At 70.3% G+C, this 15,359-nt stretch carries 13 protein-coding genes and 1 pseudogene; 7 read left to right on the top strand and 7 right to left on the bottom strand.

Features of this window, described 5'->3' with window-relative positions:
• Window positions 1-4: 4 nt before the first annotated feature.
• Window positions 5-1,336, bottom strand: a complete 1,332-nt coding sequence (locus ACFPQ9_RS39665; protein WP_380864306.1) for a hypothetical protein — start codon at window positions 1,334-1,336, stop codon at window positions 5-7.
• Window positions 1,337-1,401: 65 nt separating this feature from the next.
• Here ACFPQ9_RS39665 and ACFPQ9_RS44765 point away from each other — a divergent pair.
• Window positions 1,402-1,533, top strand: a pseudogene (locus ACFPQ9_RS44765) (molybdopterin-dependent oxidoreductase); the annotation flags it as partial.
• Between the two features lie 424 nt (window positions 1,534-1,957).
• Here ACFPQ9_RS44765 and ACFPQ9_RS39660 read toward each other — a convergent pair.
• The 3 genes from ACFPQ9_RS39660 to ACFPQ9_RS39650 form a co-directional block, all read right to left on the bottom strand.
• Entirely contained in the window at window positions 1,958-2,710 is a 753-nt protein-coding gene (locus ACFPQ9_RS39660; protein WP_380864304.1) for a class I SAM-dependent methyltransferase, read from the bottom strand.
• Window positions 2,711-3,677: 967 nt separating this feature from the next.
• Window positions 3,678-4,046 carry a hypothetical protein gene (locus ACFPQ9_RS39655; protein ID WP_380864302.1) on the bottom strand — a complete coding sequence of 123 codons (369 nt, stop codon included), beginning with the start codon at window positions 4,044-4,046 and terminating at the stop codon, window positions 3,678-3,680.
• Window positions 4,047-5,423: 1,377 nt separating this feature from the next.
• Window positions 5,424-5,945, bottom strand: a complete 522-nt coding sequence (locus tag ACFPQ9_RS39650; RefSeq protein ID WP_380864300.1) for a nitroreductase family deazaflavin-dependent oxidoreductase — start codon at window positions 5,943-5,945, stop codon at window positions 5,424-5,426.
• A gap of 173 nt (window positions 5,946-6,118) precedes the next feature.
• Between ACFPQ9_RS39650 and ACFPQ9_RS39645 the strand changes: the two genes are divergently transcribed.
• The 3 genes from ACFPQ9_RS39645 to ACFPQ9_RS39635 all read left to right on the top strand — a co-directional run bounded on the left by ACFPQ9_RS39645 (window position 6,119) and on the right by ACFPQ9_RS39635 (window position 8,707).
• Window positions 6,119-7,207, top strand: coding sequence for a PP2C family protein-serine/threonine phosphatase (locus ACFPQ9_RS39645; protein ID WP_380864298.1), 1,089 nt, complete (start codon window positions 6,119-6,121; stop codon window positions 7,205-7,207).
• A gap of 34 nt (window positions 7,208-7,241) precedes the next feature.
• On the top strand, window positions 7,242-7,778 hold the full coding sequence (locus tag ACFPQ9_RS39640; RefSeq protein WP_380864296.1) for a MarR family winged helix-turn-helix transcriptional regulator: 537 nt from the start codon (window positions 7,242-7,244) through the stop codon (window positions 7,776-7,778).
• A 263-nt stretch (window positions 7,779-8,041) separates the two neighbouring features.
• Window positions 8,042-8,707, top strand: coding sequence for a hypothetical protein (locus ACFPQ9_RS39635; protein WP_380864294.1), 666 nt, complete (start codon window positions 8,042-8,044; stop codon window positions 8,705-8,707).
• 3 nt (window positions 8,708-8,710) lie between these two features.
• Here the strand turns inward: ACFPQ9_RS39635 and ACFPQ9_RS39630 are convergent, their stop codons facing one another.
• Entirely contained in the window at window positions 8,711-9,451 is a 741-nt protein-coding gene (locus ACFPQ9_RS39630; protein ID WP_380864293.1) for a DUF4142 domain-containing protein, read from the bottom strand.
• Window positions 9,452-9,901: 450 nt separating this feature from the next.
• Here ACFPQ9_RS39630 and ACFPQ9_RS39625 point away from each other — a divergent pair, with 450 nt between their 5' ends.
• Window positions 9,902-10,801, top strand: a complete 900-nt coding sequence (locus ACFPQ9_RS39625; protein WP_380864292.1) for a LysR family transcriptional regulator — start codon at window positions 9,902-9,904, stop codon at window positions 10,799-10,801.
• A gap of 31 nt (window positions 10,802-10,832) precedes the next feature.
• Here ACFPQ9_RS39625 and ACFPQ9_RS39620 read toward each other — a convergent pair whose 3' ends face one another.
• Entirely contained in the window at window positions 10,833-11,585 is a 753-nt protein-coding gene (locus ACFPQ9_RS39620) for an SDR family NAD(P)-dependent oxidoreductase (protein ID WP_380864290.1), read from the bottom strand.
• A 382-nt stretch (window positions 11,586-11,967) separates the two neighbouring features.
• On the opposite strand from ACFPQ9_RS39620, the gene ACFPQ9_RS39615 reads away from it, so the two are divergent.
• Window positions 11,968-13,425, top strand: coding sequence for a dihydrolipoyl dehydrogenase family protein (locus tag ACFPQ9_RS39615; RefSeq protein ID WP_380864288.1), 1,458 nt, complete (start codon window positions 11,968-11,970; stop codon window positions 13,423-13,425).
• 124 nt (window positions 13,426-13,549) lie between these two features.
• Here ACFPQ9_RS39615 and ACFPQ9_RS39610 read toward each other — a convergent pair whose 3' ends face one another.
• The gene (locus ACFPQ9_RS39610) at window positions 13,550-14,608 is read right to left on the bottom strand and encodes a PucR family transcriptional regulator (protein ID WP_380864286.1); all 1,059 of its coding nucleotides are present in this window, start codon (window positions 14,606-14,608) and stop codon (window positions 13,550-13,552) included.
• Between the two features lie 247 nt (window positions 14,609-14,855).
• On the opposite strand from ACFPQ9_RS39610, the gene ACFPQ9_RS39605 reads away from it, so the two are divergent.
• Window positions 14,856-15,284, top strand: a complete 429-nt coding sequence (locus ACFPQ9_RS39605; protein ID WP_380864285.1) for a hypothetical protein — start codon at window positions 14,856-14,858, stop codon at window positions 15,282-15,284.
• Window positions 15,285-15,359 lie beyond the last annotated feature (75 nt).

Here is a 15,359-nt window from a genome sequence, read left to right as displayed (position 1 = left end):
GGCGTCACCACCCGGTGAGCAGCAGATGGTTGAGGAGGAGGGCGAGTACTGCCTGGGCGGCGAGCCAGGCGCGGGGTCCGGTGAGGAACGCGCAGGCCGGCAACAGCCACACCGCGAACGGGAGCCAGATGCGTTCTGTCTCCGCCTTGCTCATGCCGGACAGGTCGGCGACCAGCAGGGCCAGGAGGGCCGCCGACACGAGAAGGGCGAGGCGGACATGCGCGGGAGGTTCGGTGTGCCGCCGAACCAGCACCGCACCAGCCCGCCGCAACGCCGGTGGCGTCGCCAGACCCGTGATCAGGACCGTGCAGGCGAGGTTCGCCCACACCCAGTAGCCGTAGGGGCGGATGCCGCCCACGCCTTGGTAGTAGCGCCTGACCAGGAGGTGGTAGGCCTCCCACCAGTCGAACCCGGCGAGCGTGAAGGCCATGGGCGCCACGGCCAGACCGGCGACCAGCGCGGCAAGCAGCACCGGCCGTTCTCGTACACGCCGTCGGCCCAGAAGCAGGACCACCGCGCCGATCAGCGCGAGGAGTGTGAGGCCGTACGAGAGATAGCAGGTGAGCCCGAACAGCAGTCCAGCTCCCGCTGCCCACCACAACGACCGCCCGCTGACCGCGAGCGCCAGCAGCGCCACGGCCCATGCCCCGACCGCCGCGAAGTACGCGTCGGCCGAGGCCCCCATCCACACCGCGGCCGGAGACAGGACCAGGAAGGGGGCCGCGCGTCGCGCGAGGCTCTCGCCGGCCAGCGCCCGTACCGCGACCAGCACGGCCACGCATGCCGTCGCGCCGACCACGATGCACCACACCCCGGCCCACCCCCCGCCGCGCAGGCCCATACGGTCGAGGAGGACGAAGGTGAGTGGCGCGGCCGGAGGGTGCCCGGCGACATGGGCGGGCCAGTTGTCCGGTGATTCCACGAGGATGTGGTGGGTGAAGTCCCGCAGGGTGGCCGGGATGTCGTCGAAGCGGTCGATGACACGGAGGTATTCGTGGCGGGCAGTGAGCCGGCCGGCGATGCCGCGCTGCCAGCCGTCGATCAGGGCGAGAGAGGTGATCCAGGCCGTTGCCGTCGCCCAGGCGGTCGCGAGCAGGGCCCGCCAGGGCAGCCGGGCGGCGAGAACGGGACCGTATGTGACACCGGCGGCTGCCACGACCAGGGCTGCCGGGGTGCCGGGACCGACGTGCGGGTCCCAGGCAGCCAGCAGTGGTGGCCACTTGACGAACAGAGTGTGGCGGGAGTGCTGGATGTGCTGTCCGACCAGCGCGGCCGCCGTAACGAGGAGAGCGGCGGCCAGGACGGCGTACAGATCGCGTAGGAGGGGGCGGTTCACATCCGAACGCTAGGCCGGGCGACGCGCGAGATACGGCCGTCCGGGCCGGATGTCAGCGTTTCGACGTGGGTCGGTGGCCCGTTCGCGGGGTGTGCCGGACCTACGGTCGAGCCATGACACGGTCACCTTCCTCGCCGGGCTTCTGGCGCAGTCCTCTGCGCGGTCCGTGGTTGACCTCGGTGCTCGGCGTCGTCCTCCGACCAGCGGTGGCGCGGACAACCAGCTCGCTGACCCGCACTCCCTGCTCACCCTGCACCGTGCTGAACGCCAAGTGGGTTGCCCGTATGACGTTCGGAGACCTCTGATGCGCCGACCGCGGATTCCTGTCGGAAGTCCGTTCCAAATTCTGTTGCTCGCCGCCTCGTTCGCCCTTGCCGGTTATGCGGGCGTTCGCCTACTCGCCGACGACTGGTTCGCGGTGGCGGTGTGGTTCGTGGGGGCGGCGTTGCTGCACGATCTCGTCCTGCTGCCGCTGTACGCGATGGCGGACCGGGCCGTCGTACGAGGCCTCGACGTGACAGGTCACCGGGAGTGGGTGATGTACGTCCGTGTCCCCGCAGCTTTCTCCGGACTGCTCCTGCTGGTGTGGTTCCCACTGATCAGCGGGAGGGTGGAGCAGGCTTACCGGCTGGGAACCGGGCTGTCCTCGGACGGTTTTCTCACCCGATGGCTGCTGATCACCGCCGTGCTCTTCGCGGGCTCGGCGCTGCTGCTGGCGCTGCGGCTGCGCAGGGCGGCGAAGCAGCGGCCGCCGGCCGTCCAGTGAGCGACGGCAGTCCACCGTGTGCGGGGGGCGTGCCGTAGCAGGGCCGGGGTGCCGAGCCGCGCCCAGAGGAACGCGCCGTCGGACATGGGACTGTCGACGACATCGACGACCTGCACCTCGACGCGCTCGTCGACGTCCACCGGAGCGGTCTCGGCGATCAACAGACCGCCGGGGGAGAGAAGCCCGGCCACCCGGTCCAGCAGGGCGCGCGGATCCCCGCCGATGCCGATGCTGCCGTCCATGAGCAGGACGGTGTCCCAGCGACCCTCGCCGGGCAAGGGATCGAAAACGGACCGCCGCAGTGCCTCGCCCCCCAGCCGCATGGCACGGTGGACGGCCGTCGCGCTGACGTCGATGCCGAGGACGGTCCGGCCGCGGGCGGAGAGTGCCGCGACCAGGCGCCCGGGGCCGCAGCCGACGTCCAGCACGGCGCCCTCGCACCGGTCCAGTACGTCCAGGTCGACCGGGTCGGCGCGCGCGCACCAGCGTTCGACGTCGAGGGGCAACAACCAGCCGTCGGCGCGACGCAGGAACAACGGCCCACGGCCGGCGCGCAGGGCGGTGGCGTACGGGTCGGCGGCTGCCCAGGCCGCCGGCGGCGTGGTCATCGGTGCGTCGCGGCTCGGTACCGAGCCGGCCCGGCCGCGAGCTTCCTGTGATCGGGGTCGATGGTCACGGCTCTCACCCTACGAAAGGAAGTCGGGCTTATCGGTCCTTGCTCCTTACGAAACGCGGAGGTCGGAGGGGCGGGAACCGGTCGAGGTGGCCGAAGCGGGGCCGCTGCGAGCCTGGAGGGGAGCGCCAGTCGTACGTGGTCGCCCGCGGCCGGCTTCTCCGGTCGTCGACTGTCCAACGTCACGGAGGTCATGGCCGATCAGTCGGACCGAGCCGTCGCGCGCTGCCGGACCTGATGCCGCCCGGCTGGCTGGGCGAACTCGCTTGTTATGTGGGATGCCAGTGCGCCAACAAGAGGGCCGCGTCGTGGCGCTGTTCTGCAGGAGGCGGCGCAAGGTTTCGCAGACTTGTTCGGTGGCAAAGACGATCACCGCTACCTGCCCAAGGCTGGGTTCGCGATGTGGTCCTGGCCGGGGAGCCACCCTCCTTTCGAGCGCTCGTCTCTCTCCCACCGGGGAGAGCGCCTCCCAGCAGTGTTTCTCGGGCGGTGTATTGGCTCCCTCTGCATGGTGCATGCCGTCGGGACGCCGTGAGCCGCCCGGGGACGTGGGGTTGCCTGGCGGTGCCGGTAGTGGCAGGGGCTTGGTGCGCCGGGCGGGGGCAGGGAGCGCGGGCCCGGCGCCACCAGACCGACTCCGGGGACGCGGTCTCAGGCAGCCTGGGTCAGTTCGGCCTGGCCGAGTGGCTGGGCAACGAGGGCAGGGACGGAGCCGGCGTCACAGCAGGCGGTGGCCTCTGTGCCGCCTGTGAGTACCGTGTGCGAAGCGGCTTCGGCGCCGATCGTGGACAGTACGGCGATCTGCCGGACGGCGGTGCGCTGCGCCGCGTCGATAGCAGGCGGGGGCGCAATGGAGTGAGATTCACCAGCTCGGACGGGCATCACATGAGCGCTGCCAGATCTCACAACAGGGCTTCGATGATTCGGAGTTCCTTGCGCACGAGATCCAGGTGCGCGCGTTCGCGGTCGAGGACGAGGAGGAGGAAGAGCCCTTCGTGAGTCCGCCGGGTCAGGGGACGGATGAGGTGGAGTTCGCCAACGAAGGTGACCAGGATGTCCTCGATCTGCTCCGGCTGGTGCCCCGACTGGCTCAGCGCGGAGAGATGGGCGCGCACGATGTCGGTGCAGCCGTGGGCGGCGCGGGTCAGGTCGAGGCTCTTCCGGCGGCTCATGGAACCGAGCGGCATGCGGCTGACGTAGTCGACGAGGACGGCGCCGAGGGCTCCTTCGACGCGAATCGCCCGAGTGAGCGCGACGTGGATGGTGGACAAGGCCGCCCCTCTCGGCACACGGACTTCCTCCGTGCCGACCAGGCTTCCCGGCGCTCCAGCCCTGCCGAGGCCCAGCGAGGGCGGCGTGCGGCGGGGCACTTTTGCATCGTGCCATGGTTCGGTGCCGTCCGCCCCTCTCATGCGGAGTTCGGTGGAGAAATGCGGTGGATCCGGTCAAGGGCACAGCCGGGAACCCGCACTTCGGACGTCGCCCCATCTCAAGTCCTGGACGCCTCCGCGCCGTAGTTCTGGACTGGACCGGCGGTTCTCTCGTTCGCGTTGCCTCCGTCGGGCGGGCGACGACCCGAGTCGGCGGGGTCTACGACGAGGGCTCCGGTGAGACCCGTCCGGTCGGGAAGGCAGGTGCCGCAGGTACTTCGTCAGGAGCCTCTTCGGATTGCCGCAGGGTGATATCGCCCGGCCCGTCGTGCGGCGTTCCCGCGCTGGTGGCCAGCTGGGACCAGACGGTCAGGGCAAGGGCTATCGCGACGGCCGTGGTGATCAGGCTGCCGACGCGTCGGAGTCTGCCTCGGCTGTCGAGGTCCCGCCAAGCCGGTCGGGCCACCTCTGACGGCTGTCACAGGTCGCCGACCGTGTCCGCTCGGCGGTTCGCCGGATCTCGGTGCTGAGTCCGTCGGCCCGAGGTGCCCGGTGCCGCGGCGTCGGGCCACCCTGGCGCGCGCTCCCGCGCAGAGGCTTCCCTGGGAGCGGACGCGCGGCTGGCGCTCTCAGTGTCCGAGAGGAATTTGAGCCAGACCTCGTCGGAGACGTACCACGTGCCGTCGGGCTCTTCGGGAGTTGGGGCGCCGCCCCCTCCATGCATGGTCACCGTTGCCTTTTCCCCTCTTGTCCACAGGCCGAGTGCCGAGCGAAGCGTTCCTGCGCGGATGAGGTCGACGCAGGGTGGGCCGCCCCGATCCGCCGAGGACGGGCCGTTCGACCCAGAGGTCAGTCAGCCATGGGACGGTGAAAGAGGGGCCCGCCGACGGCCAGTACGCCGTCCCGTGCCGCGTTACCTTGCCGGTGTCACTCCTGGGCGCCGGACGGCAAACGACCGTCGGCTCGACCCCCGGGCCCAATCATTGCACAGTGCAAAATGAGATTTCTAGTCGTTCGGGCCGTTTCCCAAGCAGGCGGAGCTCTCCCGAGAGCCTGACGCGGAAGCGAAACCGCCCTGTCCTGCTCGTCCCGCGGGTAATGGGCAACGGACACCGTGGCGTGTTCCAGGTCCACGGGTACGAGCCGATGCACTGGCAAGTGCTCGACTGCGCCCGGTACAGGTCGTCGCCCCTGGATTGCCCGCCTTCGCCGAGTTCGGCATGGAGGGTGTCGCCGCGGTCTGAGGGGATGTGGCCGCCGCGGATGACGGTCCGGGCGTCACGCCTGTCCGGGCCCGTGTCCATGGAGTTCGTGGGCGGTGTCGAGTCGCACGAAGGGGATGGAGTGACCCGCCTCGCGAGACGACGCCTCGCTTCCGTCGGATGGGAAGCCCATGAAGGCGCAGAGGCGGACGGCCGTTCGAGGGTGACGCCGGGCGTAGTCCGCCATGATGTCGGCACCTTCGTCGGGCGAGAGGAAGTGGGCGGTGACGGCGTAGAGTCGATTGCCGACCTGCATGAGGGTCTTCGGCTGGTGCCGCAGGTTCTGGTACCAGTCCGCCCGCGCCCCGAAGCCGGAGGCGACGATCCAGCTCTCATTCACCGCATCGTGAGACACGACCTCCAGGACGACCCGACGGTCGAGGCCGGTCAGGCGGCCGGTGTGGTGCAGCAGAAGCAGTCGTCTTCCCAAGAGCGGCCCGAGCCCCGCGCGAAAGAGAAGGATCGGCAACCGAAACCCCAGGCGCCGCCATCCGGCGGGGAGTCGAGGGTGGCGGGATGCGGTGTCTCTGGGTGCCATCGTTGCCTTCCGGTGGTGGGCGGAAATGTCGGCTCTCGGACTCGATTGGGTAAAGGACCACGGTTGAGAGCCGTGTCAGGCGAGCCACCTTTGCATAGTCTAAAGGTGAGGGGGAGGCGTGCCCACGGAAGTGAGGGGCGACTCTTGAGCGCCTCGAACCGCTGGAGTACGCCATGACCGATACGAAGCCGCCGTCGACGTCGACGGTGCTGTCCTCCATGCCCGTTGTGGTGATGGCGGTGGTGGCGGTCGCGGACGTCGTCGCGGGGCCGGGGGTGGGCTTCCTGCCCTTGGTGTCGCTCGGACCCGCCTTCTCCGGCCTGGTCGGCGGGTGGCGTCGTACGGCCGTCTTCGGGCTGGTGGCGCTGGTGCTGTGTGTGGGGCTGGGGCTGTACGACGGTCTGTTCGAGGAGCGTCGGGGATACACCGCGCTGGCAGCGGTGGCCGGCGTCACCGGCGTCGGCATCACGGCGGCCGTGATGCGCTCGCGCAGGGAAGTGGAGCTGGCCAGTGTGCGGTCGATCGCCGAGGTCGCCCAGCGTGTGCTGCTACGGCCGGTGCCGCTGACCGCGGGCCCGCTGCAGGCGGCGGTGTCGTACACCTCGGCCGTTGCCGAGGCGCGGATCGGCGGCGACCTGTACGAGGTGGTGGCCTCGCCGCACGGCATCCGGGTGATCGTGGGGGATGTGCAGGGCAAGGGACTGGCGGCGGTGGAGACGGCGGCGGTCGTCCTTGGTGCGTTTCGGGAGGCGGCGCACGACGAGCCTGACCTGGTGGGTCTGGGTGAGCGTCTGGAGCGCAGTGTGGCCCGCGAGCTGGAGGGTGAGAAGTTCGTCACCGCGATCCTGGCCGAGATCGGCTCGGATCACGAGGCGGTACTGCTGAACTACGGCCACCCGGCTCCGATGCTGGTGCGCCGGGACGGCACCGTCGACTTCCCGCATCCGCCTGCCTTCGCCCTGCCGCTGGGCCTGGGCGCCCATGGAGGCGAGGGCCCGAAGCCGTACCGGGCGGACTTCGCCCCCGGCGAGCAGCTGCTGCTGTACACCGACGGTGTCACCGAAGCCCGCGACGATCAAGGGCGTTTCTACCCGCTCGGCGATCGGGCGCAGTTGCTGAAGGAGTTCGACGCGCACCGTGCCCTGGAGGCGTTGCGCGCGGACCTCGCGCAGCATGCTGCGGGCCCGCCCCGCGACGACGCCGCGATGCTCCTGTTGCGCTACCACGGTCATGGGGAAGGAAAATCTGTTCCCATGGCGTGAGTGAGCAGCGCCTTCGGCGCGGTAGAAAGGAGCCATGGCGGAGCGCACGACCCCCGAAGGGGCGATGGACGATGTCGATGCGGTGACCCGGGCGGTGCTGACCGCGTCCCGGTTGCTGGTGGCGGTCTCCGCCCGCTCCCTCGCCGAGGTCGAGGAGAGAGTGACGCTCCCGCAGTTCCGGATGCTGGTGGTCCTGCACACCCGGGGTGTCACCAAGCTGGTCGCACTCGCCGACCTGCTGGGCGTCGCGCCGTCCACCGCGATGCGCATGGTCGACCGGCTGATCGCGGCCGGACTCGCGGACCGGCAGACCAACCCGGACAACCGTCGGGAGACCCTGCTGCGGCTGACCGATGAGGGGCGCCGTACGGTCGAGAACGTCACCGCCCGGCGCCGGGCCGAGATCGCCACGATCGTCGAACGGCTCGCCCCCAAGCGGCGGGCGGCGCTCATCGAGGCTCTGGCCGCGTTCAACGAGGCCGGGGGAGAGCCCCTCGCCCCGGCATGGGACGACACCGAACCGCACCCGCTGGGCTGGGCGATGGATGTCGCGGCGGCGCGAGACGCCTGACTCGCCGTCCGCATGGCGGATGGTGGACAGGGGCGCCACTTTTCCAGCCTCCACACGTTTTGCATAATGCAAGGGAATCGCGAAGACGTGGCCCGGCTGCCGGATACCGGCAACACGGGCCGCGTGTGTGTGTCCGGCCGAGGGCAATGCTGATCGCCCATCTGTGACGCCAGGATGCGGTGGCAGGACACGGGACAGGACTGGAGGTGGACACGCGCATGCGCCGAGTGCGCCGACCCCTGCCTGTGGCGGAGCGGCACCTGATGGCCCACCTGCGTAGCTCGGTGTGGGGTCCTGCGGAGTTCGTCGGCCTGCCGCCGTGGTGGCTGGTCAGGGAAGGGCTCCTGGCCGGAGGACTCGGGGTGGTGGCCATCGTCGGCACCGGGGTCGCCGGGGCCTGGTACGGGCTTCCTGCGCTCGCGGCCGGTGAGGTCGGCCTGGTCTGCGCCGTGGCCCTCGTCCTCTACCTGGGCGTGATGCGCGCAGGCCGGGCACTGGTCGGGCTCGTCGCCGTTCTGGCGGTGTGCCTCGCGCTCCAGGTCCCGCAGGCTGCCGCGGGCGTGGTGCTCGCGGAGCGGGGGAGGGTGGAATCCGTAGTGGTGACATCCGTCGAGGGCGGTGCGGCCGGCCAGGGCCGATACCTGTGTTCTGTGGCCGACCAGGGCGGCGTCCCGCTCAGGGTCCGCATCTGGCGTGGCTGCGGACAGGCGACCCGGCCGGGTGATGCGCTCGCCGTCGTCTACGACCCGGAGGGGCACGTGTCGCCGCGGGGAGTGGAGACAGGGGTGACGGCGGGCGGGCCGCTGCGCGCCGTGGTCGGCTGGGCGGCCGCACTGGTCGCCGCGTGCCTGCTGGCAGTCGTGCGTTCCTACCGGCTGACCGCCGCCGCGGCAGGCCCGACCCGCGACAAGGATGGCGTCACCGCCTGATGCTCAGCCGGCCGAAGGTGAAGGCGTGGGCGAGGCGGTGTTCACATCCAGATCCGGGCGCGGGGTGAGAACCACGACCGGTGACCCGGGCTGGGGCGCGGGAGGAGTGAGCTGTTCCTTGGGCAGCTTCGGCGCCGTGGTCTGCTGGAAGTTGACCTGATCGAAGTTGACCAGTTTGGTCTTCTCCAGAACTGTGATGTGGTCCAGCACGGTGTCGTTGGCGAGGTCGGCCAGCTGGCGCACGAGGGTGTTCTCGGTGGTCGCCCGGATCTTGGCGATGACGGGGAAAATCTGCCCGTGGGTCACGCGCATGATGGCGACGGCGGTGGAGTCGAACTCCTTGCCGGACTTGGAGTCCACAGTTGCCACGAACTGCTGTTGCTGAGGGCTGGCCTGGTTGGGCAGCGTGATGTTCAGCTCGGGTGCGATCTTGCGGCACATCGCGTCGAGACCGGCATGCCCGACCACGAGGTGCTCGCCGGCCTCCTTCATCTCCTCGGTCGTACCCCGTTTCATCGACATCTCGCCCAGGGGGTACTCCCACAGGCCGGCCGCGCGGACCTTCACGACGAAGTCGCGGTCGGCCTCGGTGAGGGGGCCGTACGGCGTGTTGGCGATGATGCGGGACGTGTTCGACGACGTGCTCTCGACGCCGAGCATGGCCGGGTAGGCGAGCGCGGAAAGGGTGAGAACCAGCGCGCCGCCCACGAAGACGGCGCCGATCGTGTTGCGGGAGAGGGGCATGGAAGCTCCTGACGTGAGCGGTCCGGATGCCAGGAGGTACGGACGAGCCAGCTCCGGCTTTCATTGCACAGGGTAAATTTTGCATTCTGCTCTGTGTCTCGGAGCCCAGGTGCATGTGGTGCGCGCATTGAGTGCTCAGCCAGTCAGCCGACCTGCCGTGCATTGGGTCGGGACCGGAATCCGGGTGCCTGCTGTCGAGAGCGAGGTGTGCAGTGCCTGGTCAGGGGCTGGTGAGTGGCCACGGGGCAGGCGGCTCGGCGTGCCATGACTGAGCTCACGGCAGGGTGCCATGCCTGAGCTCACCGGCTGGGTGCCGATTCGTGTCCCGGGAGCTGGGCCTTCGGGGTCGATGGCGCGGCGCCACAGTTTGAGTGCCCAGACATCTGCTTCGGCTGGACCTGGTGCGGGGTAGAGCGACGTCGGCCGGACGAACGTGGTGACATTGGGGCCATGGAGTTGCGGGAGCTGCGGGCGTTCGTGGCGGTGGTGGAGGAAGGCGGGCTGTCGGCGGCGGCGCGGCGGTTGCACATGAGCCAGCCGGCGCTGTCCCAGACGATCAGTGGGCTGGAGCGGCAGCTCGGGGTGAAGCTGCTGGTGCGCAGCAGTACCGGGGTACGGGCCACGGAGGCGGGAACGGCCCTGCTCACAGAGGCGCGCGCGGTGCTGGCGCGGCATGATCAGGCGCTGCGGGTGATGGCCCGGTACGTCGGTCCCGGTGGCGGCGCGTTGCGCATCGGGATCCCTTTGGAGCTGCCGGCCGGGCTTCTCGACGCGGCGCTGGCGGAACTGGCGGAGGCTCACCCTGACACCCGAGTGCAGCCTCGGCACCTGTCCACCGCGGATCAGCTCGCCGCCCTGCGTGCGGGTGAGCTGGACGTCGGGTTCCTGCGGGAGCGCCCGGTCGGCCCGGAGTTCGATGCGCTGCTCGTCGTACGGGAGAACCTGGGTGTCCTGCTGGCCACGGAGCAGGCCGCCGAGCTCGCAGGGCCGGGCGGGGTCCCGCTCGACGCCCTCGTCGGGTTGCGGTGGGTGGGGTTCCCGCGATCCGGGAGCCCGGTGTGGTTCGACGAGTTGACCGCGATCCTGCGCGGACACGGGCTGGATCTGGGGCCGGACGCGCCGGAGGGGCAGGCTCTGATCGCCGATGTGAAGCTGGCGGGCGTCAGGGACGGGCGGGCCTTCACCCTCGCCCCGTCCGGCTGGCAGCAGCCGCTGCCCGACCAGGTGACGTGGTCGCCGCTGGTCGGGCATCCCCTCGTACGGCGCACGTGGGCGGTGTGGCCGGCCGATGCGAGCCGACGTGACCTCGGCCGGTTCATTGCCGCGCTCGACCGTCCGGCCGACCGCTGAGCCGGCCGAGGACACGCCATCGGGCCGTGGGTCACACGGCGGTGCGACCGCCGTCCACGGTCAGCAGGGCGCCTTGGACGAAGCTCGCCGAGTCGCCGACCAGGTAGGCGATGGCTTCGGCGATCTCCTCCGCCTCCGCTGGGCGGCCCGCCGGTGCCTCGGCGGCCAGGGCCTCCAGAGCATCGCCCATGGCGGCGGTGCCCCGGGTGCGGGTCGGGCCCGGGGAGACGGTGTTGACGCGTACCCCGCGCGGACCGTACTCGGCGACCCACGCCTGGCTGAGCTGGTGCAGCGCCGCCTTGCTGGATCCGTACAGGGCCATGCCTGCCGCGCCGTAGTAGGCGACCTGGGTGGTGACATTCACGATCGCCCCGTTCCCACGCTCGGCCATCCCCGGTGCCAACTCCGCGACCAGGTAGAACGGCGCCTTCACATTCAGGTCGTAGACGGTGTTCACGTCGCTCTCAGCCGTCGCGTCCGTCGGCCCGAACGGGAAGATGCCCGCGTTGTTGACGAGGATGTCCACCCGCCCACCGCCCAGCTCGGTGGCTTCCCGCGCCAGCTGCCGCACCGCGCTCGCGCTGCGCAGGTCGGCCGCGACGAAGTCCGCCTTGCCGCCACGCGACCTGATGTCGCCAACCAGGTTTTCGCCACGGTCGGCATCGCGACCAGCGACCAGTACGTGCGTGCCCCGCTCGGCGAACAGAGTGGCCGTGGCGGCACCGATACCGCTGGTCGCGCCGGTCACCAGTGCCACGCGTCCGGCCAGATCAACAGAACCCATCAGACTCGTCCTTCGCATCAGAAACTCGGGACCAACGGGTATGCGGTCGTGCCGCGTTCGCTGTCCCGGCACCTCGTCCCTGAGGTGACGAGCGTTCAAGCCGCGTCGTCCTTCCGGGGATTCCGGCCCGGCCATTGCCGGATCCGAGGCCGGCCATAAGGGCGCGCTATGCCGTACGTGGTGGTGCACGCCGTATTGCCGATGCGCTGGTCAGGGTGTGTGAGCGGGCCACAGGCGGCGCTTATGGCCGCTCTTGGTGAGCCGTATGGGCGGGATGCGGTGGGCGGCGGGTGCCGTGCGGTTACATGCCTGGTTGGGGCGACCGCCGTCCGGCGACCCGGGCCAAGCCCGAGACAGAACCGATCGTGAGGCGAGGGACACCATGAGCGAGCCGCAGCAAACCCCGGGCATCACCACCTACGACGTGATCGTGCTGGGCGCGGGACCCGTCGGCCAGAACGTCGCCGACAGGGCTCGCGCCGCCGGTCTCTCCGTAGCCGTGGTGGAACGCGAACTCGTCGGCGGCGAATGCTCGTACTGGGCCTGCGTCCCCAGCAAGGCGCTCCTGCGGCCGGTCATCGCGGTCGCCGACGCCCGCCGTGTGGATGGCGCTCGGGAGGCGGTGTCCGGGCGCATCGACACCGACCGGGTCTTCGCCCGCCGCAACCGCTACGTCACCGACTGGGACGACAGTGGACAGGCCCTCTGGGTCAAGTCCATCGGCGCCGACCTCTTCCGCGGCCACGGCCGGATCGACGGCCCCCGCCGCGTCACCGTCACCCGGGACGACGGCGCATCCCAGACGCTCACCGCCCGGCACGCGGTGGCGGTCGCGACCGGCAGCGATCCCGTGCTGCCCGACCTCCCGGGCATCACGGAGGCCAGGCCCTGGACGAACCGGCACGGCACCGACTCCAGCACCGTGCCCGGCCGTCTGGCCGTGGTCGGGGGCGGAGGAGTCGGGGTCGAGATGGCCACCCTCTGGCAGGGCATCGGATCACGGGTCACCCTGTTCGCCCGCCGCAGTCTGATTCCCCGCATGGAACCCTTCGCCGGTGAGCTGGTGGCTCAAGGCCTCACGGAAGCCGGCGCGGACGTGCGGATCGGTGTACGGGTGACCGCGCTGCGCCGTCCCGATCCGAACGGGCCGGTCACTCTCACCCTCGACGACGGCGGTGAGCTGGAGGTCGACGAGGTCATGTTCGCCACGGGCCGTACCCCGCGCACCGGAGACATCGGCCTGGACACGGTCGGGCTCACCCCTGGATCGTGGCTGGACGTCGACACCACCTGCCTGGTCAAGGACGTTGAGGGAGGGTGGCTGTACGGCCTCGGCGACGTCAACCATCGCGCACTCCTCACTCACCAGGGCAAGTACCAAGCACGGACCGCCGGCGACGCCATCGGCGCCCGCGCCGCCGGTCGCCCACTGGACGAGCATGCATGGGGCGACCACGCCACGACCGCCGACCAGCACGCCGTGCCGCAGGTCTTCTTCACCGATCCCGAGGCGGCCTCCGTGGGACTGACCGCGGACCAGGCCGAACGCGCCGGGCACCGCACCAAGATCGTCGACCTCGACTTCAACGCCGCCCAGGGCGCCAACCTCCACGCCGACCATTACCCGGGACACGCACGGCTCGTCGTCGACATCGACCGGGACATTCTGCTCGGTGCGACCTTCGTCGGCCCCGGAGTCAGCGAACTCCTGCACTCCGCCACCGTGGCGGTCGCAGGCGAAGTCCCCCTCAAGCGGCTGCGGCACGCCATCGCCTGCTTCCCTACTGTGAGCGAGATCTGGCTGTTCCTTCTCGCTGCCTACCGGCGTGACGGCGACTGAGCCCGCACTGTACGGGACAACGACCAGGGCACGTGCTCAGCGAAGCCGTACGTACCGGCCCGTGAGACCCACGACCGGCCCGCCGAGCACAGTTCGCGTGGGGCGGTCAGCAGTCGTAGCCGCGTCAGAGTTCCTTGGCCGGCCAGTCCAGCAGCCGGGCGCCGATCACCGCGGTCTGGAGCATGTATCGGTGGGCGGGATCCGAGGGGTCCGCGCCCGTGAGTTTGTGGATCCGCTCCAGCCGGTAGGTAAACGCCCGCACGCTGAGTGAGAGCCGACGGGCGGCCTCGGCGGCCACGCAGCCGGAGTCGAAGTAGGCGGTGAGGGTGTCGAGGAGGGGTCCGGCGCCACCGCGTGCTGTGGTGAGCGGGCCGAGGCTGCTCACCACGAGATCCGCCATGGCTTGCCGGTCGCGGGTCAGGACGGGGTAGACGAGCAGGTCGGCAGCGTGCAGGACCGGCTCCTCCAACTCCAGGCGCCTGGCCAGTTCCAGGGCGTTGAGGGCTTCCTCGTACGACTGGACGACTCCGCCGGGTCCGGTCTGCGCGCGGCCGATGGCGACCTGGCCGCCTTCCGTGGCCGCGTGGGCCTGCTTGGCGAAGTACGCGAGGACCTCGTCCTGGTGGCCGGGGGCGATGCACAGCAGGCGACCGTTCTTGGTGGTGAGCAGGGTGCTGCGGTCACCAAAACGGGAGATGAGGGCGCGTTCCACCTGTTGGGGAACCTTGTCGCCTTCGTCGTAGGCGGTGGGCCCTTGGGCGACGGCCACGGCGTGGGCGTGTGAGAGGCGCAGGCCGAAGCGCTCGGCGCGTTCGGCGAGGCGCCCCAAGTCGCTACGGCCGTAGAGGAGGTCGTCGATGAACTCCCTGCGGGCGGCCTCCTCTTGGCGTACGGCGTGGCGTTGGGCGCGCTCGTACCCCTCTGTGAAGGCGTCTATGACCTGTTGGGTGGCTGCCAATGCGCTGTCTGTCGTGCCGGGGCCGGTCGGCCATGCGGCGCGGGCGGCATTCAGGTGAGCGCTGACGAGGGTGCGCAGGCTGTGGCCGGCGTCTGCGGCCTGTTCGCCGAGGGCCCGGCGCGAGGTGAGTTCCTCCCGAGTGAGGCGCCGGCCAGTGGCCGAGACCTCGGTCAGGATCTGGGCATAGCCCTCGAGATACTGCTCGGGAATCTCCCGATCCGTCATGTCGCCCCCGCTTCCTTAACGCGCCGATGACGGTTTCTTAGCGGCTCACCGGCATGCAGACCCTAGTGAACGTTGCCGGGATCAGGCAATGCGCGGGCGTGCGCCATCCGTGCACCATGGCCCTCGGGGAGCACTGCGGGGGACGCCGGTGCCGGACACCGGCAGGTGTCCGGCACCGGAGCCCGGAGCACGCGATGCGCCACCGAACACGGTCGACGAGCACTGCGGGCGGAAGGGGGACATGGTCGTGCGGACGTTTCTGGCGATCGCCACCGGCCTGCCCACGATCCTGCTGACCGCCGCCCTCGTCGTGGTGCTGTGCTTCTGGGGCCTGGTCGCCGCGCGCCTCACCAGCACCTACAGCTTCGACGCGGACCTGGATCTCCGCGCGTGGGGCATGGGCGGCGTACCGGTGACGATCGCCCTCTCTTTGCTGACAGCTCTTGCCTGGTCCTTGAGCGTCGGCGGGACTCTCGTACTGGTCGCGTTCACATCGCCGGGGCTCGCCACCGGGCTGCTGCGCATGTTCGTGCCGGTGCTTGCCCTGTTGGCCGCATGGCGGATGTCTCGCTTGTTCGTACGGCCCCTGCACCGTCTCTTCCCTGATGAACCCGAGCTGTCCGGCCTCGGCCGGACCGAAGGCCGGGACCGGGTCCACATGGACCACGCAGCCTGACGCACGGCGCCACCGGCCTCGCCTCGCCCTGCCTCCCCACGCTCCAACTTCCTTGCGTCTCACTCTTCCTTACGC

The sequence above is a fragment of the Streptomyces coerulescens genome, from assembly GCF_042657965.1.
Lineage (GTDB): Bacteria > Actinomycetota > Actinomycetes > Streptomycetales > Streptomycetaceae > Streptomyces > Streptomyces coerulescens.
This window is presented reverse-complemented; position numbering and strand designations above follow the sequence as displayed.